The sequence below is a fragment of the Gordonia amicalis NBRC 100051 = JCM 11271 genome (assembly GCF_000332995.1).
Lineage (GTDB): Bacteria > Actinomycetota > Actinomycetes > Mycobacteriales > Mycobacteriaceae > Gordonia > Gordonia amicalis.
Map to the genome: position 1 here is coordinate 14,694 of NZ_BANS01000014.1, position 16,310 is coordinate 31,003.

A 16,310-nucleotide genomic window follows, 5' to 3' on the forward strand; every position below is an offset into this window, starting at 1 on the left:
CTCAGCCCCCGGAGGAGGTCCGCCGCCGGCGCCGCAGCAGGAAAGTCGCCAGTGCCGTCGCCACCACGACGCCCGCCGCGACGACGGTGACGGTGACCCACGAGGTCCCGCTCGACGACTCGGACGGATCCGGTGCCACCTCGTCGGCGACCACGACGACCGGCTGCTGGCCGGCCACCTGCAGGACGGCGTCGCCGCCGAGTGACGGCCAGCGGTCGGGGTCGGCGTCCAGCCAGGCCAGTACGGCATCGAGGTCCGCGGCGGTCCCCGTGGACGTCGCCAGCAGGACCGTCCGCCCGTCCTCCCGCGCCACCTGCAGCGATCCGAAGCGTGCGGCCGGGGCGAGGACGACGTCGGAACGCTGCCCGTCGGCTCCGAGCACGGAGAGTGTGCCCCCGTCTGCCTCGATGGGCAGCGGGAGTTCGGGTACGTCCCGTCCGTCGGCGGCAACGATCACGACCGGCCCGTTCGTGGACATCGCGTCGGCGACCGGCATGACGTCGACGCCGAGCCGGACCGCCGACAGTCGCTGCAGTCCGGTCATCAGCGCGACCGCGCGGCGGACGTCGTCGACCCCGCCGTCGGTCCAGGCCAGCGCCGTACGGGGCATGAGGGCCTGCGGAAGTGATGCGAAACCGGACGGCTGCGGCGGGTCGGCGACCTCGGATCTGACCTCACCGGTCGAGGAGAGACTCAGCGATGCCCGCGTCCCGGTTCCGCATCCTTCGCCGACGTCGGGATGGTTGTAGGTCACCGTGACCTCGGTGAACCGCGCCAGGAGATCCGGCGGGATGTCGACCCACGTGTTGTACCTGCCGGACGGGTCCGCCGGCACGGAGGCGATCACCCGCGGCCCGACGGTCACCGCGATCTGACCGCCGAGCGGGGTGTAGGTGCCCGACAACTGGACTCGGACGTCCTCGGAAGGTCGTCCCAGTCTCGCCTGGTCGATCCCGAAGGAGATCGACGGCCATCCCGCGGCGGCGGTGACCAGTTGATCGCTGACACCCAGGTCGGCCAGTGTGTTGACCGCCGGCGCGAGTTGCGGTGCGGCAAACGGTGCTCCGGCCACGGCGGCCGAACTGATCGCGATGCTCGACAGCTCCGAGGTGAGGAACTGCACCTGCGTCGCCAGCTCCTCGGGGTTGCCGCCGATTCGCAACACCGGCCATCCTGCTCCCGGTCCGAGGCTCAGGCCGGCCGGCGCATCGGTACTGATGACGACCTGCCGTTCGAGCGGGCCGACGGCAGCGGCCGGCCTGGTCTCGTTCCGGGGCAGCGACGCGGTCCGGATGTCGACGGCCGCCGAACCGTAGTTCGCGACCACCGCGGTCGCGAGTTGCACGGCCGCGGCACCTTCCGCGGGTTTCACATCCTCGGGGACGTAGATGGTCAGGGCGCGCAGGATCGGGGGCAGGAATCCGGCGACTCTCGCCGGTGTCGCCTCGCGTCCGCCGTAGGCCACGACCGCGTTGACGATCCGGAATCGGTTGTCGGCGTCGAAGTCACAGGAACCGGCCGTGCGCAGGTAGGTGCGCAGGACGATGTCGGCGGAATTCCGGTCGAGGCGCACGCCTCGAAGGGGCAGGGCGATCGGCGAATTCACCGCCGGGTCGATCGGCGTCCGCGAGATGAGTCGATCACCTTGCAGCACATCGACATTCCCACAGGTGACGAACGACGGGAACTGGGCGGTCCCGCGGATCTCGGTGGGGGTGAGGTTCGGCGGCACGGCGAGCGAGAGGCTGACCTCTCCCTGTTGTCCTGGAAAAGCGATCGTCGACGACGAGCCGAGATATCGAAGACTCAACGGCGGTGGCGGGTCACCGGACGCGGCGGCCGCGGGTGGCGCAGAGAGGACCCCCACCGAGGCGCTACCCGCGGTCAGCAGGCCCGCCAACCCGACGCCCACCGCATGTTTCCAGCGACTTACGCAGGACACGTGCAACTCTCGCTTCTCCTCACGTGACCCCAACCACTCACATCACACCACCCCTGAGTACAGAAGCTAACGCAGGGAGTCCGTTTCGATACCTTTTCGCCCGATCTGAGCACCGATGTCGTTGCGAGTCGCGAACGTTCCACGGGGCCGCACCGATGTCTGCGACGATGGCCTCAGAGCACCCGAGAACACCCGAGAACACCCGACCCGAGGACCAGCATGCGCCCAGTTCACGTCGGCGACGAGATCGACGGCGGCGTGTATGTGGATGTCGCCGGGACGACGCTGTGGCACTTCATCGAAGGCAACCCTCAGGGCGCCCCAACCGTGCTCCTGCACGGCATCTTCGCCTCGGCGGCGTCCTGGGGCGCGCAGGTCCCCGATTTCCTCGATGCCGGGCTGTTGCTGTTCATGCCCGAACGGCCCGGTCACGGGCACAGTCCCGACACCGACAGCGATTTCACCTGTGCGTCCATCGCCGCACGCACGATCGCCTATCTCGAAACGGTCGTCGGACGTCCGGCGAATCTCGTCGGCTGGGGCGACAGTGCGGCCGTCGCACTCGTCATCGCGCGGGACCGTCCCGATCTGGTGAACCGCGTGGTGGCCGTCGGCGGTTACCTCAATCCCGGTGGTCGCCGGATCGACCGATTCGTCCAACTGGTGATGGACCGCAATCCGGTGACTGTCGAGTACCTGCGTACCCACCACGACGAGATATCCCCCGATGGTCCCGAGCACTTCACCGTCGTCTACGACAAGACGATCCGGATGCTCGCCTCCGAACCCGACTATGCGGTGGCCGATTTCGCCGACGTACCGGCATCGGTGCTGCTGGTGGTCGCCGATCGTGGGCTGGTACGCATGGAGCACGCGCTGGAGATCGTCCGAACGCTGCCGCACGCTCGGCTCGCGGTGCTGCCGGGGACCCACATCCTCCCGGTGGAGGCACCCGAAACGTTCAACCCACTGGTGCTGTCGTTCCTCGCGGCCGATCCGCCCACCGAGTGGCTAACGGAGTGACCGGTCGCGTCGGCGGTCAGGCCTGCGATGGTGCGTGCACCCGGTTCCAGGCCTGGCGCCGCAGGGTGTCGGGATCGGTGACGACGCGGTCCGGGTCGTTGATGACCAGGACCTTCCGCTCGGCGGTCGTGTAGGCCGGCCAGCCGAGACCGGGGTCGCCGGTGCGGGCGAAAGCAGCCCAGCGGCCCTGCACGCTGTCGGTGACACGACGCGTGCCCGGCCAGTCCGCGATCGCGAGTCCCGCGCCCATCGGCGCGCGGTAGGCACCGAACACGGTGAACAGTTCCGTCGCGTGGGTCGCGCCGAAGCCCGTCGCGTCCAGGACCTTGGTCCGATAGTCATAGCGGTACATGTAGGTCGGCGCGACCTTGCTGTGCCCGTCGGCGAAGGCACTCATCGGCGCCCAGAAGATCGAGTCACCGGCCAGGCGGATCCGATCGCGGTCGCCGTTGGAGTAGTGGGCGGCGATCTCGCGGCGGACCTCCTCGTCCTTCACCCGCATCAGCATGCGTTCGGAATCGGGCAGGACGTTCCAGAGTTTCGCGAAGAGTCTCCCCTCGTCCTTGTTGCTGCCGATCACCAGCGGCACCGGCAGCGTCAGGCCGTCGGCGGCCGCAGCGAGCGGCGAGCGCGGCAGCAGATCACCGTCGACGACGGGCGCGAACGGGATGGACCCGCCCGAGGACTTGGTCGCGAACCGCATGAGACGATTGCCCGCTTCGAGCAGCAATGCGGGATTGGGGGTGGTGAGAAGGCGTTGCGCCTCGGCCGGGTCGAGGGGGTCCTCGGTCCGCTCCATCGAGGTGTTCCGACGTTGCGGATCGCGGAGGATCCGGACGAACTCGTCGGCGTAGACGGTCGCGGCGTCCTGCTCGACCACGAGTTCCGGGGCGGGACTCTGCGCGATGGCGTGATGGAACAGGCCGGTGGCCTCCGGAGCGGACAGCAGGGCGAGCACCGACGACCCACCGGCGCTCTCGCCGAAGACGGTCACGTTGTCGGGGTCACCGCCGAACGCGGCGATGTTGTCCTGCACCCATCGCAGCGCGGCGATCTGGTCGCGCAGACCCGCGTTGGTGTCGAACGGCCGGTCGTCCGTGGCGAACTGCGAGAGATCGAGGAAACCGAAGGGACCGAAACGGTATTGGATCGTCACGACGACGACGTCCTGGGCACGGGCCAGGAAGGCGCCGTCGTAGAGCGGGGTCGCGGCGGTGCCGAGGATGAAGGCGCCGCCGTGGATGAAGACCATCACCGGCCGCGGCCTCGACGACGCGACGTCGGGTGAGAAGACGTTGAGCGTGAGGCAGTCCTCGGCCATCGGCGCGAACTTCCCCGGCGCGACGGCGGTGAACCGCTTCTCCTGGATGGCGGCCTTGGCGAGTTTGGTGCAGTCACGCACGCCGGGCCAGTCGTGGGCCGGTTCGGGTGCGCAAAACCGGCGGTGGGCCACCGGGGGCGCGGCGAACGGAATGCCTCGCCAGCTGATCGTGCCGCGGCGCAGCCGCCTTCCCCGTGCGCCACCGACGACGCCGTTGACCGTGGTGACCTTGGTGTCGAGCAGTGCCATACCCCCACCGTAGACGAATCGCCTGTTACGTCTGCTCAACCGGCGCAGATCTAGAATGTTGCCCATGACCGCCGACAAGGCCCGCTCCGACAAGGCCACCGTCGAACCGGCACGCGCTCGCATCGATCTCAACGCCGACCTCGGCGAGGGAGTCGGCGACGACGAGACGATGCTGACCATCGTGACCAGCGCCAACATCGCGTGCGGTTTCCACGCGGGAACTCCCGCAGACCTGCTGGCGACGTGCCGGGCGGCCGTGGCCGCCGGTGTCCGCATCGGCGCGCAGGTCTCCTATCCCGACCGCGCCGGCTTCGGCCGCCGGTTCATGGAGATGTCGACGCCGGACCTGATCGCCGATCTCGTCTATCAGATCGGCGCGCTCGACGCCCTCGCCCGATCCGTCGGCGGGTCGGTGACCTACGTGAAACCCCATGGCGCGCTGTACAACACGGTCGTCCACCACGAGCAACAGGCCGACGCGGTGGTCGCTGCGGTGCGCGACGTGAACCCGGGTCTGGCGATGATGGGGCTACCGAACTCGGAGATTCTGGCCCGTGCCGAACGCGCCGGGCTGCGGGTCATCACCGAGGCCTTCGCCGACCGCGCCTACACCCCCACGGGGACACTCGTTCCGCGCACCGAGCGTGGGGCCGTCCTCTCCGACAGCGCGGAGATCGCACGGCGGGTCGTCGAGATGACCACCACCGGACGCCTGACGGCGATCGACGGCACGGTGGTCGCGGTCGACGCCGATTCGATCTGTCTGCACGGCGACACCCAGGGCGCGGTCGGCCACGCCCGTGCGGTTCGCGAAGCACTCGCGCAGGCCGGTGTCGAGATCGGTCTCACCCGGTCGTGAACCGGCGCGCGGACTACCGCCGGCGCTGGCGTGCGAATTCGGCGAGCACGACGCCCGCCGCGACCGACGCGTTGAGGCTCTCGACCTCCCCGGCCATGGGGATCGACAGGATCGAGTCGCAGCTCTCGCGCACGAGGCGCGACAGGCCCTTGCCCTCCGATCCCACGACGATCACCGTCGGACCGGTGCCGTCGTAGTCGTCGAGGGTCACGTCGCCGCCGGCGTCCAGACCCACGAGCTGGGCCCCGGAGTCGGCCCAGTCCTTGAGCGTCCGGGTGAGGTTGGTGGCACGCGCGACCGGGAGTCGTGCGGCGGCACCGGCGCTGGTCCGCCAGGCCACCGCGGTCACGCTCGCGCTGCGTCGCGCCGGGATCACCACGCCGTGCCCGCCGAAGGCGGCCACCGAGCGGATCACCGCACCCAGGTTGCGCGGGTCGGTGATGTTGTCGAGCGCCACCAGCAGCGGCGGGGTGCCGCTGGCCTTGGCGTCGGCCATCAGATCGTCCGGATGGGTGTACTCGTACTCCGGCACCTGCAGGGCGATGCCCTGATGCATTCCGTTGGTGGACAACCGGTCCAGCTCCGGCTTGCCGACCTCGAGGATGGAGATCGCCTGATCGCCGGCGATCTTGACCGCCTCGGCGACACGCTCGTCTGGTTCGGAGTTGGTGGCGATGTAGAGCGCCGTCGCGGGCACGCCCGCACGCAGGCACTCGACGACGGGGTTGCGGCCGAGCACGTACTCGGGACCCTCGTCCTTCCCGCGCACGCCGCCCCGGCCGGTGCCCGACTTCGCCGCGGCCTTCGCCCGCTTGTGAGCGGGGTGGTACGGGCGGTCGACCGCCTTCGGGGTGGCGCCCCGGGCCTCGAGACCGCGTCGCCGCTGGCCGCCGGACCCGACGACCTGCCCCTTCTTGGTGCCCGACTTGCGGATCGCACCCTTACGCTTGGAATTTCCTGCCATCACGCCTCACCCTTCAATGCCCACTGTGCACCATCAGGGGTGTCGGTCACCTCGATGCCGGCCTCGGCCAGACGATCCCGGACCGCATCCGCGGTCGCCCAGTCCTTGGCGGAACGCGCGTCGGCGCGCCGTTGCAGTTCGGCGCGCACCAGCACGTCCAGTGCAGAGGTGGCGGCCGAGTCGTCGGCCGCACCGGCCCACTGATCGTCGAGCGGGTCGACGCCGAGGATCCCCATCATGCCCCGCACCGACGATGCGGCGGCCAGCGCGGCCGCCCCGTCACCCGATTCGAGTGCGGTGTTGCCCTGACGGACGACGTTGTGCACGACCGCGAGAGCCGCCGGGACGCCGAGATCGTCGTCGAGCGCGTCACCGAAATCGGGGTCGATGTCGCCGACGGCCACATCGCCCACGCGGGCGGCGACACGTTCGACGAAGGACTCCACCCGCCGGTAACCGGCGGCCGCCTCGGTGAGCGCACCCGGCGAGTACTCCAGCATCGACCGGTAGTGCGCACTGCCGAGGTAGTACCGCAGTTCGACGGCACGGACGCGCTGCAGCATCGCGGGGATCGACACCACGTTGCCCAGCGACTTGCTCATCTTCTCGCCACCCATGGTGACCCAGCCGTTGTGCAGCCAGTACCGCGCGAACGGGTCTCCGGCGCCGTGCGCCTGGGCGATCTCGTTCTCGTGGTGCGGGAACACCAGATCCATTCCGCCGCAGTGGATGTCGAACTCTGCCCCCAGCAGGCTGGTGGCCATCGCCGAGCACTCCAGATGCCAGCCGGGGCGTCCGGGACCCCAGGGGGTCGGCCACGACGGCTCATCGGGCTTGGCCGCCTTCCACAGCGTGAAGTCGCGGTGATCGCGCTTGCCGGTGCCCGCGCTCTCGCCCTGGTGCACGTCGTCGAGCTTGTGCCCGGACAGTGCACCGTAGTCGGGGAGGCTCCGGACGTCGAAGTAGACGTTGCCGTCGGCGACGTAGGCGTGGCCACGCTCGATCAGGCGCTGCATGTACTCGACCATCTGGGTCACGAACCCGGTCGCCCGCGGTTCTGCCGACGGCGGCAGGACGCCGAGCGCGCGGTAGGCGTCGTCGAAGGCGCGCTCGTGCGTGGCGGCCCACTCCCACCAGGGACGGCCCGCGTCGGCGGCCTTGCGGAGGATCTTGTCGTCGATGTCGGTGACGTTGCGGACGAACAGCACGTCGAGGCCCTGGTGGCTCAACCAGCGGCGCAGGATGTCGAAGGCGATACCGCTGCGGACGTGGCCGATATGGGGAACACCCTGCACCGTCGCGCCGCACAGGTACACCGATGCCTGGCCTGGGCGCAGCGGCACGAAGTCGCGCACCTCTCGGGAGCTGGTGTCATAAAGGCGCAGGGTCACGACCGGCCATCCTACCGGACCACGGACGGGCCACCGACCGCCCGAGTGGCCGGACCAGACCCGTTCCGCAGCCGGAATGCCATCAGCCCGCGTCGGCGGCGAGAACCGGCTCGAGGACGGTGCCGACCAGCGCTTGCATCGTGTCGAGTGTGTCGGTGAGGACCGCCACGGCCCGGTCGGTGTGCGGGTACCGCACCCGGACGTGGATGCCGTCGCGGTCACGCCAGAACCACCACTGGGCGGTGTCGGTCGGCTTCTGACTCGATATCTGCCGGACGACGACGTCGCCACGCGGCATGGGCAGCCGCGTGTAGTCGACGTAGGACATCATGAAGACGTCACTTCGGCCGGGGCGCAGGCGATCGCCGAAGGCCGCGTATACCGGCGTCAGTCCGATCTCCGCCAGCGGGAGCGCCGCCGCGAGGCGTCGCGTGTTCCGGTACATGGCCGCGTACAGGTCGCCGGTCGCGCTGATCAGCATCGGCGCGTTGCCCACCGACCAACTCACGCAGCCCGGCCCCGCCCCGGCCCCGGTGGGCACCACGGTGGCCACCTCATCGGGTCCGCCGGCGGCGTTGATGGCCATGCCGGCACAGGTGAGCACGGCCGGATAGGTACGGGCCCCGCGCCGGTGGACCGTCGAGCTGAACGTCGCGGCGTCGTCGCCGGACATCAGCGTCCGGACCATCGTGTGGACGGGGAGGCTCTCCCCGGCGGCGACCCCGAGGTCGAGCGGGAATTCGGGAACCGTCCAACCGGTCGCGGCGAGGAACTGCTCCCAGCCGCTCAGGCGGGGATCGTCGGCGGTCACCGATGCCTCGGCTTCCGCGACGATCCGGAGTGCGTCGAGGCCGGACTCCGCCGGTGCCGGCGCGCGACCGGCGAGCAGCTCGCAGATCTCGGTCGACACGACGGCCAGTGATCGCGCGTCGACGTAGCAGTGGTCGAAGGCGCACACCAGCGTCGTGCCGCCGGGGCGGGTCACCGCCGCGAGGAAGTGCGGCATCGGTTCGAAGGGATTGCAGGTCGCGCCGATGTACCCGGCCAGTCGCGAGACGAATGCCGATGCCGAGAGCCCGTCGTCCGCCTGCCGGAACTCTTCTTTGACGTCGACGCCCGGATGCAACAGGCGGGTGACGACGTCACCGGTCTGCACGTAGTGACTGCGGAGCGCGTCGTGGCGGGCGATCATCGTCCCGACGGCCTCGCAGATCTGGTCGAGATCGATTTGTTCCGGGAAATCCAGGGTGAGCGCCATCCAGCCCGGCTGCCCCGCGGCGATCGACGCGAGGTGGAATCGCTCGTTCTCCGACACCGGTACGCTCGACCGGGCGGCCGCCCCGCCCGGTACGGCACGCCAGCACACCAGTTCTCCCGGCTCGACCGCCCACGATTCGGAACTCGAGAGCTTCATCGCACAACCGATTCCGTCGCGTACCCGGCCGCATCCGCGTACTCGGCCAGGATTTCGCGCAGGGTCGCGAACTGCTCGAGGATCGACGTTCGCGCCACGTCGTTGTCGGGGATCTGCGACACCACGTCGAGTCCCGTCGCCGTCCGCGTGAACCAGAGGTTGGCGTTGCGCGTGGGACCGAGTCCGGTCAACAGCTGTGTCCCGTTCAGAACCGGGTCGTCACCGATCGGCAGGCGGCGGAGGTCGGTGTAGGACACCATGTACGGACTTCCGTCGAGTCCGCGGAAGACGCCCTCTCCGGCGAGTTGCGCGAGCACCGCGTGCGCGGGGATCTCGGCCGCGCCGCGGGCGAGTCGAACGCTCTGGGCGGCCGCGCGCACCAGGTCGTCGAAATCGACGTCTCCGATGTTCGGTACCTCGACGGCGATCGGCGCGAAGTTGCACAGCCAGCCCTGCGTCCAGAAGTGCTCCGGCGCACGGGTGGCCAGCACGGTCGACACGAAGAACCGGTCACGACCGGTCATTCGGCGGTGCCACTCCGCGAGCGCCGCGTAGATGAGCCCGGAGAAGCTGCCGTCGGTCGCGGCGATCCGGGCATCGCAGCGGGCGAGGGTCTCGGCGTCGAGCAGCACTGTCTGGGCCGTGACCGACGGCTTCGGCAGCCCGTCGGTCAGCCCGAGGTCGAGCGGACAGCTCGGCGTACGACCGTCGTTGTGCACCAGTGCGTCCCGCCAGACCGCGACACGATCGTCGGCGGGGTCGAGTGACGCCGCGATCCGGCGTTCCGCCAGTATCGCGTCCCCGAAGGAGCCGGCCGCCGCCAGCTCCGCGGGCTCGCCGGCACAGTGGCCCCGGTACAGCTCGACGATCTCGAACATCGCGAGGACCAACGAATATCCGTCGCCCCGGACATGATCCGTCGAGGCGAGGAACGTGAACCCGTTGTCGTCGCAGGTCGCGCCCCACCACGAACCCGGAACCAGATCGGACCAAGCGGTCTCGGCGGCCCGGCCGCCCACCCAGTCACCGAGTTCGGCGTCGTGCACGTGGACGGATTCACGGTCCGCGGTGACGATCTCGACCTCGTCCGGTGGCGACACCCATCGCTCGTGCCCTGCCGGACCCGAGCGATAGTGCGCGCGCAACTCCTCATGGCGCCGAACGAAGTCGGTCAGCGCGGCCGACATGGCATCGGGCACCAAGGGAGTATCGAATCGTGTTGCGGCCACGATGAATCCGTGGTGCGCCTCGCCCTCCCGGCGTTTGGCCGCCATCGTCGCCAGATGGTCGGATTGCAGGAACGACACCCCGTCGCCCCAGCGTTGCGCTGCTTTCGCAACACGGTCCGGATCGCGCAGCTCCCACTCGACGGCCCGCCCACCGGTCAGGTGTGGGCGGAGCCGAGCGACCAGCGACCCGGAATCGCTGAACCGGGGAGGGATGTCGCGTGACTGCAGCGTTCCCGACATCAGCTGCCGAGGACCCCTGTCGGGCTTCCGGCGGACAGGACCGCGCGGTCGATACCGGTGGGTCCGTCCACCGCACCCGCACGGTAGGAATACTCGCAATCGCCCTCGGCGACTATATCCTTCAGCGTCGCATGGAACGTGGACAGGAAGACCTCGACAGCAGGTGCGTTCGCGGCCGGGAAACGGGCGGACACGTTGACGCCGGTGGGGATGCGGTTGATCCAGAAGTAGACCTCGTCGGCGTCGCGGGTCGCGCTGCGCAGCACCCGTGCCGCACGCGGCTCCCACTCGGTCGAGCCCTCCGCGTGTCGAAGGTCGATGTGGGACACCACGAATCCCGGAGGTGTCACGTCCCCACCGATCAGCTCGGCGACCGGCGCGAACGGGGCAGCGCCCACATCCTTGTACTGGGCCGCGGTGGCCGCGACGGCGGTCAGCGCGTCGGTGAACTTCAGCGGCCGGCCCGGGCGGACGGCCACCGGGATGATCCCGACGAACCAGCCCACCGCCTCGCCCCACTCGATCGCGTTGCGGGTGTGGATCGGACTGATGAAACGGAGATCCGCGGAACCGGTCAGGGCCGCCGACGTCATCGACAGCGCGGTGTAGATGCCGGCGGTCATCGACGACCCGGCCGCCTTGCAGATCGCGTCGAACCGCTTGGTGTCGGCGGCGTCGAGCAGCCAGTGCGACAGGGTGGCCTGGAAGCCCTCCTCCGGGGTCCGCTGAGCCGCGATGGTGCGCGGTGCATCGGCGGGGACGTCGAACTGCGGGAACCGCGGGATCGACTCCGGCTGTACGGCGGTGGTGGTGTCGTCGAAGAAGGTGCGCCACTGGCTCACCGCGGCGTTGTTGGCGTCGATCTGCTCACCGAGACGACGCTCCGCGTCACTGAAGTCCAGGTAGCTGCCGAACGCCGCGAGTCCGTGCGGCTCGCCGGTGACCTCGGCGAGGTACAGCGCGGTCAGTTCGCGGATCGCGAACACCTGGGTGTAGGCGTCCATCACCGTGTGATCGGCGGCGAACACGACGAGGAAACCCTCGTCGTCGCCGGGCGTCTCGACCGTCACCGCAAGGCAGTGCGGCCACGTCAGCGGGGTGACGGTGGTGTTGAAGTACTCGGTGACGAGTTCGGAGACCTCGGCGGGTTCCAGATCGGACCCGAAGGCCCGCTCACGCACCGCGATCGTGTCGGCGGCGACGGTGATGCGGGTCAGGTCGCCCTGCGGGTGCCCGGCGTCGTGGACGCGCACCGAGGTCCGGAACGCCTCATGCCTGCGGTACCACGCAACGAGCGTGCGCGAGAACGCATCACGATCGAGCGGACGCTGAATCCGGAAAGCGGTCCCGATCCACTGGCTGTACCAGTCGGAGCCCTCACGAACCGCCCGTCGGGCGTGCTCGAGGTGCATGTACGACAGTTGTCGCGAATCGCTCTGCCACTCGGACGCGTCAACCGCGGGCTCCCAGGCGGTGACGGTTCCGCCGGGCATCGAGTAGTCAGTCAGTTCGGTGTATTCCATCACAACCTCTCGTGTTGTCACACGTTCTGGACCCCTGATGGTCCATGCTCGGCTCCTCCCCTGAAGCCGCCCCGGCGCATCGAGTACCGGTCAGTTCCGCCGGCGACAGCCGTCGGAGACCCACCTCCTCATCCGTCCGTAAACGATCCGCGCACGGTCACAAACCCAATCCGCGGGCAATCGTGGGCCAGGACTGGCGCTGCTGGTCCACCCAGTACGGCCACGAGTGCGTGCCGGGATCGACATATCGGATGGTGGCGGGAATCTTCAACTGTCCGAGTCGGGCCTGCAGCTGCTGCGTACACCACAGCGCGCCGAGCTCGATCGCACCACCCACGACCTGACGATCGGTCGGATCGTCGTTGCCAGGATAACCGGGAGCGTCGTACTTGCCAGGCCGTCCGGTCCCGGTGGAGACGTAGACCTCGGTGCCTCTCAGACCGGCGGCCCGCAAGAGAACGTCGTGCGCGGCCCAGGCGGGGTCGGACGGCGGCCCCCACATGTTGTCGGGGTTGCCACCGAAGGCGGTCACGATGCCTCGCGGGTATGCCTGACCAGCAGGTCCGGTGGTCGTGAAGCACCCGCTGTAGGCGGCGACCGTGTCGTAGAAACCGGGGTTCCGGACGGCGAGGACCAGCGCGGCGCCGGCCCCCATGGACAGTCCGGCGAGACCACGTGCACCGTTGCCGTCGAAGCGTTCGTCGATCAGCGGGGGCAACTCGCGCGTGAGAAATGTCTCCCATTTGTAGCGACCGAGCACAGGATCGTCGCGCTGCCAGTCGGTGTAGAGACTGCCGTTGCCCGCGATGGGCATGACGACGTTGACGTTCTTGTCGGCGTAGAAGCCCGCGACGTCGGTCTTCAGAGTCCAGATGCTCTTCTCCGGGTTCTCCTCACCCAGACCACCCAGCAGGTACAGCGACGGGCGGGGCCCAGCCGATGCCTCAGGTGTCACGACCTGCACCTTGACGGTCTTCTGCATGGCTGCGGAGTAGACGTACACACCGTGGGAGTGCGGGCCTTCCGCCACGACGCGCTCGATGGTCGAACGAGTCGGCGCCGCATTCGCCCCGCCCGCCTGCGCCAGACCGGCAAAGGCCGTCAGCGCAGCCGCCAGTATGGCGATGAGAGCGGTGGTCTGCGATGCCACGCGGCGATCTGATGTACGGCGGGCGGCACCCGTCATGTCGTCGCGTCCTCCGGATTCTGCGAAAGGATCAATGGAATGACCCGATGGCAACAAGATGCTGAAGGCCACCGAAGTTAGGCGCACCTCACAGTGATGACGACAGTAACCTGCTTCGCGGCGAATTGATAGTTGGACAAACGAAAAAACTCCCGGGCGATCAGCGAAAATCAGGGACGTATCGCCCGCTCGGGGTGATTCGACACCGAGCCGCCGTGGACCCGGAGAACCCGAGGGCCTCGGGTAGGGTTGCGGTGTCCTGTCGGCCTGTACGGCCGTGCGCCGCACCGCAGCCGCCGGGACCGATGACCGTGATTTCTGGACCATCGTCTACATCGATCACCGACTTTTTGCATGCACGAACGGCAGCTGCAGACATGAAACTCGCACCCTTCGGCCGGTCCACCCGGGTCAGCCGGGACGTCCCTGTGGATCGGCTCACACCCGACGACGACCTCTTCGTGAAGATGGACGTCGTGCTCGATCTTCCCGTCGTCACGCAGACGCTCTGGCGGTTCCCCGGCACGATCGACGTCGACGCCATCGCGTCGGTGGCCGAGCGACTGCGTCGTGGACGTCTCGGCCGGCTGGTCGGGAGTCACCGCGGGCCGGGACGGGCCTACTGGCGCTACACGCACGACGCAGGCGACTTCGCCATCGACACCGAGCCCCTGCCGGCCGGCGGAGAAGAGGCGTGGGGTCGCGCCCGGGCTCTCGACCCGCTCGACATCGTGAACGGTCCCGCCTGGCGGCTGTCCGTCGCCCGTACCGTCGACGATGCCTCGGTCGTGGTATCGCTGACGATCGCTCACGTCATCGCCGACGGCGGTGCGGGTACCTCCGCGATCGTCGAGGCGGTCAACGCCACCCCCTATCTCCCCGGAACCACGCCCGGGATCGCCGACGACGTGTTCGACGCAGTGGACCTGCTCCGCACCGCGGGCACGACCGCCTACCGCGTGTGGCGCGAGAGCCGGGGGGGATCACCGGAGTCACCCGCCCGGGTGACAGACAACCCCGCCCCCGACACCGACCTGACCGGGGCCGAAGCCACGCCGAACGCGACCGTGCTCATCCCGCACGCCGACTACGCGGCAGCGGCGACGTCGCGCGGTGGCACGGACAACAGTCTGTTCGCAGCATTGATGGTCGGCATCCTGAAACGCTGCGGCCGGGTTTCCGACGGCGACGTGGTTCCGGTGTCGCTGCCGGTCTCCACCCGTACGGATGGCGACCGACGCGCCAACGCGACCTCGGGTGCGACGGCTTTCGTCGAGGTTGCGCCCGGCCGGTACGAGGACTTGACCGATGTCCGCGTCGCCTGCAAAGAGGCCTACGGCCGTCTGGCGGAGAAGTCCAGCGCGGTGGCCAACAGCGCGGTCATCCTGCAGGCAGTGAACGACTCCATCGCCCGACGCCTCGCGGCCAACGCCTCTACCCCGCTGTGTCTGGCGTCGAACCTCGGTCCGATGCCCGACGAGTTCGTCACGCTCGGCACCGGCACCCGCGCCACGATGGCGATCCGGGCCGTCACCGTGACCGAGGACGTGACCCAACTGCGCGACCGCAAGGGCGGTATCAGCGGATGGCTCGGGATCAACGGCGACCACGTGATGTTGAGTGTCAGCTCGCTCGACCCGGTGCGCATCCCCGACGCCTCAGCGATGCGCGGTCTGCTGACCGACGAGCTCGCAGCCTGGGGACTGCACGGAACCGGTTGGGGCGCATGAGGGTTTCGTTCACTGTTCACGGCAGCCGCGGCGACATCCAGCCGGCGGTGGCCGTCGGCGCCGAACTCGCCCGGCGCGGGCACGAGGTCCGGTTCGCGGTCCCCGAGGATCTGGTCGAGCTGACGGCCGCCACCGGCCTGGACACCCGGGTGCTCGCGCCCTCGACGGGCGAGTTGTTGGCCAGTCCGCTGGTCAAGCAGCGACTGAAGTCGAAGAACCCGAAGGTGCGACTCGCGGCCCTACGCGAGGTCGCCGACCACGGTCGCGCCACCTCGGAGCAGGTGATGAGTGAACTCGCGGATGTCTCGGACATTCTCGTGACCGGACCGCTGGCACAGGACCGCGCCGATGCGATCGCCGAGAGCCGCGGGATCCCGTTCGCGCCGTTGCACTACTGCCCCTTGCGGCCCAATGCGGGAGTGGACGTCGGATACCGAAGCAACCCGCGCCCGGTCTCCCGGGCGTTGTGGTGGCTGGCCGACCAGACGTACTGGATGACCACGCGCTCGGCGGATCGCCGACTGCGAAGCGAACTCGACCTCCCGCCGGCGAAAGGCCCACTGGGAAGCCGACTTCGGCGTCAGGGCAGACCGGAGGTCCAGGCCTACGATGCCGCCCTCTTCCCCGGACTGGAGAGCGACTGGGGGCCGCAACGTCCGCTCGTCGGATTCCTGTTGCCGGACAAGGACACTCGTGCCGCACTCCTGAACGGCGACGACGCCACCTCACATGCGGTCGAGTGGGCGACCGCCGGCGAGGAACCCGTCTACGTCGGCTTCGGCAGCATGAAGATCACCGCCGAACAGATCGGAGGAATCGTCACCACTCTCCTCGATCGCGGGCTGCGGGTCATCGGGCACACCGATCACGAACTCCCCCGACGTGAGCGGCTTCTACACCTCGACCAACCGGTCGACCACGAGGCCCTGTTGCCCCGGTGTCGCGGCGCGGTGCACCACGGGGGCGCCGGCACCACTGCGGCGGCGACCCGGGCGGGTATCCCGTCGGTGATCGCCTGGCTCAGTGCGGATCAGCCGATGTGGGCGGCAGCCCTTCGGCGGGCAGGCGCCGGCTCCGGAAACAAGCTGGCACGTTTCGGTCCGTCCGACCTCGACCCGCTCACCGATCCGGCGGTGGCCGCCGCGGCCGCGCGTCTCGGCCGAGAACTCACGCCGCCGGCCGATGCCGTCGACCGTGCCTGCGAGATCTTGCTGGACGCGGCGTCACGCTGAGCCAACT

At 69.2% G+C, this 16,310-nt stretch carries 12 protein-coding genes; 4 read left to right on the forward strand and 8 right to left on the reverse strand.

What is annotated here, in order from left to right:
* Position 1 precedes the first annotated feature (1 nt).
* Positions 2–1,912: a hypothetical protein gene (locus GOAMI_RS06615; protein WP_040004631.1), complete on the reverse strand. Its 1,911-nt coding sequence runs from the start codon at positions 1,910–1,912 to the stop codon at positions 2–4.
* Between the two features lie 249 nt (positions 1,913–2,161).
* Between GOAMI_RS06615 and GOAMI_RS06620 the strand changes: the two genes are divergently transcribed.
* Positions 2,162–2,965, forward strand: coding sequence for an alpha/beta fold hydrolase (locus tag GOAMI_RS06620; RefSeq protein WP_006435658.1), 804 nt, complete (start codon positions 2,162–2,164; stop codon positions 2,963–2,965).
* A 16-nt stretch (positions 2,966–2,981) separates the two neighbouring features.
* Here the strand turns inward: GOAMI_RS06620 and GOAMI_RS06625 are convergent, their stop codons facing one another.
* Positions 2,982–4,535 (reverse strand): carboxylesterase/lipase family protein, encoded by a 1,554-nt coding sequence (locus GOAMI_RS06625; protein ID WP_006435659.1) that lies wholly within the window; start codon positions 4,533–4,535, stop codon positions 2,982–2,984.
* Positions 4,536–4,599: 64 nt separating this feature from the next.
* On the opposite strand from GOAMI_RS06625, the gene GOAMI_RS06630 reads away from it, so the two are divergent.
* Positions 4,600–5,394 (forward strand): LamB/YcsF family protein, encoded by a 795-nt coding sequence (locus tag GOAMI_RS06630; protein ID WP_006435660.1) that lies wholly within the window; start codon positions 4,600–4,602, stop codon positions 5,392–5,394.
* Between the two features lie 13 nt (positions 5,395–5,407).
* Here the strand turns inward: GOAMI_RS06630 and rlmB are convergent, their stop codons facing one another.
* The 6 genes from rlmB to GOAMI_RS06660 all read right to left on the reverse strand — a co-directional run bounded on the left by rlmB (position 5,408) and on the right by GOAMI_RS06660 (position 13,341).
* Positions 5,408–6,358, reverse strand: a complete 951-nt coding sequence (gene rlmB / locus GOAMI_RS06635) for a 23S rRNA (guanosine(2251)-2'-O)-methyltransferase RlmB (RefSeq protein WP_006435661.1) — start codon at positions 6,356–6,358, stop codon at positions 5,408–5,410.
* Positions 6,358–7,749, reverse strand: a complete 1,392-nt coding sequence (gene cysS / locus GOAMI_RS06640) for a cysteine--tRNA ligase (RefSeq protein WP_006435662.1) — start codon at positions 7,747–7,749, stop codon at positions 6,358–6,360. Before cysS ends, rlmB begins: the two co-directional genes overlap by 1 nt.
* An 82-nt stretch (positions 7,750–7,831) precedes the next feature.
* On the reverse strand, positions 7,832–9,163 hold the full coding sequence (locus GOAMI_RS06645; RefSeq protein WP_006435663.1) for a condensation domain-containing protein: 1,332 nt from the start codon (positions 9,161–9,163) through the stop codon (positions 7,832–7,834).
* Positions 9,160–10,632, reverse strand: a complete 1,473-nt coding sequence (locus GOAMI_RS06650; RefSeq protein ID WP_006435664.1) for a condensation domain-containing protein — start codon at positions 10,630–10,632, stop codon at positions 9,160–9,162. Before GOAMI_RS06650 ends, GOAMI_RS06645 begins: the two co-directional genes overlap by 4 nt.
* The gene (locus tag GOAMI_RS06655; protein ID WP_006435665.1) at positions 10,632–12,155 is read right to left on the reverse strand and encodes a condensation domain-containing protein; all 1,524 of its coding nucleotides are present in this window, start codon (positions 12,153–12,155) and stop codon (positions 10,632–10,634) included. The genes GOAMI_RS06650 and GOAMI_RS06655 overlap by 1 nt, the downstream gene beginning before the upstream one ends.
* Before the next feature lie 157 nt (positions 12,156–12,312).
* Positions 12,313–13,341, reverse strand: coding sequence for an alpha/beta hydrolase (locus GOAMI_RS06660; RefSeq protein WP_040004632.1), 1,029 nt, complete (start codon positions 13,339–13,341; stop codon positions 12,313–12,315).
* 377 nt (positions 13,342–13,718) lie between these two features.
* On the opposite strand from GOAMI_RS06660, the gene GOAMI_RS06665 reads away from it, so the two are divergent.
* On the forward strand, positions 13,719–15,071 hold the full coding sequence (locus GOAMI_RS06665; RefSeq protein ID WP_006435667.1) for a condensation domain-containing protein: 1,353 nt from the start codon (positions 13,719–13,721) through the stop codon (positions 15,069–15,071).
* A complete protein-coding gene (locus GOAMI_RS06670; protein ID WP_006435668.1) occupies positions 15,068–16,303 on the forward strand; it encodes a nucleotide disphospho-sugar-binding domain-containing protein in 1,236 nt (411 codons plus the stop codon). The genes GOAMI_RS06665 and GOAMI_RS06670 overlap by 4 nt, the downstream gene beginning before the upstream one ends.
* Positions 16,304–16,310: the final 7 nt, after the last annotated feature.

What these genes read in the sequence shown, in the direction of transcription:
- GOAMI_RS06630 (WP_006435660.1), top strand. Translation starts at nt 4,600, where the DNA reads ATGACCGCCGACAAGGCCCGCTCCGACAAGGCCACCGTCGAACCGGCA.
- GOAMI_RS06625 (WP_006435659.1), bottom strand. Translation starts at nt 4,535, where the DNA reads ATGGCACTGCTCGACACCAAGGTCACCACGGTCAACGGCGTCGTCGGT.
- GOAMI_RS06620 (WP_006435658.1), top strand. Translation starts at nt 2,162, where the DNA reads ATGCGCCCAGTTCACGTCGGCGACGAGATCGACGGCGGCGTGTATGTG.
- GOAMI_RS06655 (WP_006435665.1), bottom strand. Translation starts at nt 12,155, where the DNA reads ATGGAATACACCGAACTGACTGACTACTCGATGCCCGGCGGAACCGTC.
- GOAMI_RS06660 (WP_040004632.1), bottom strand. Translation starts at nt 13,341, where the DNA reads ATGACGGGTGCCGCCCGCCGTACATCAGATCGCCGCGTGGCATCGCAG.
- GOAMI_RS06645 (WP_006435663.1), bottom strand. Translation starts at nt 9,163, where the DNA reads ATGAAGCTCTCGAGTTCCGAATCGTGGGCGGTCGAGCCGGGAGAACTG.
- GOAMI_RS06650 (WP_006435664.1), bottom strand. Translation starts at nt 10,632, where the DNA reads ATGTCGGGAACGCTGCAGTCACGCGACATCCCTCCCCGGTTCAGCGAT.
- GOAMI_RS06665 (WP_006435667.1), top strand. Translation starts at nt 13,719, where the DNA reads ATGAAACTCGCACCCTTCGGCCGGTCCACCCGGGTCAGCCGGGACGTC.
- rlmB (WP_006435661.1), bottom strand. Translation starts at nt 6,358, where the DNA reads ATGGCAGGAAATTCCAAGCGTAAGGGTGCGATCCGCAAGTCGGGCACC.
- GOAMI_RS06670 (WP_006435668.1), top strand. Translation starts at nt 15,068, where the DNA reads ATGAGGGTTTCGTTCACTGTTCACGGCAGCCGCGGCGACATCCAGCCG.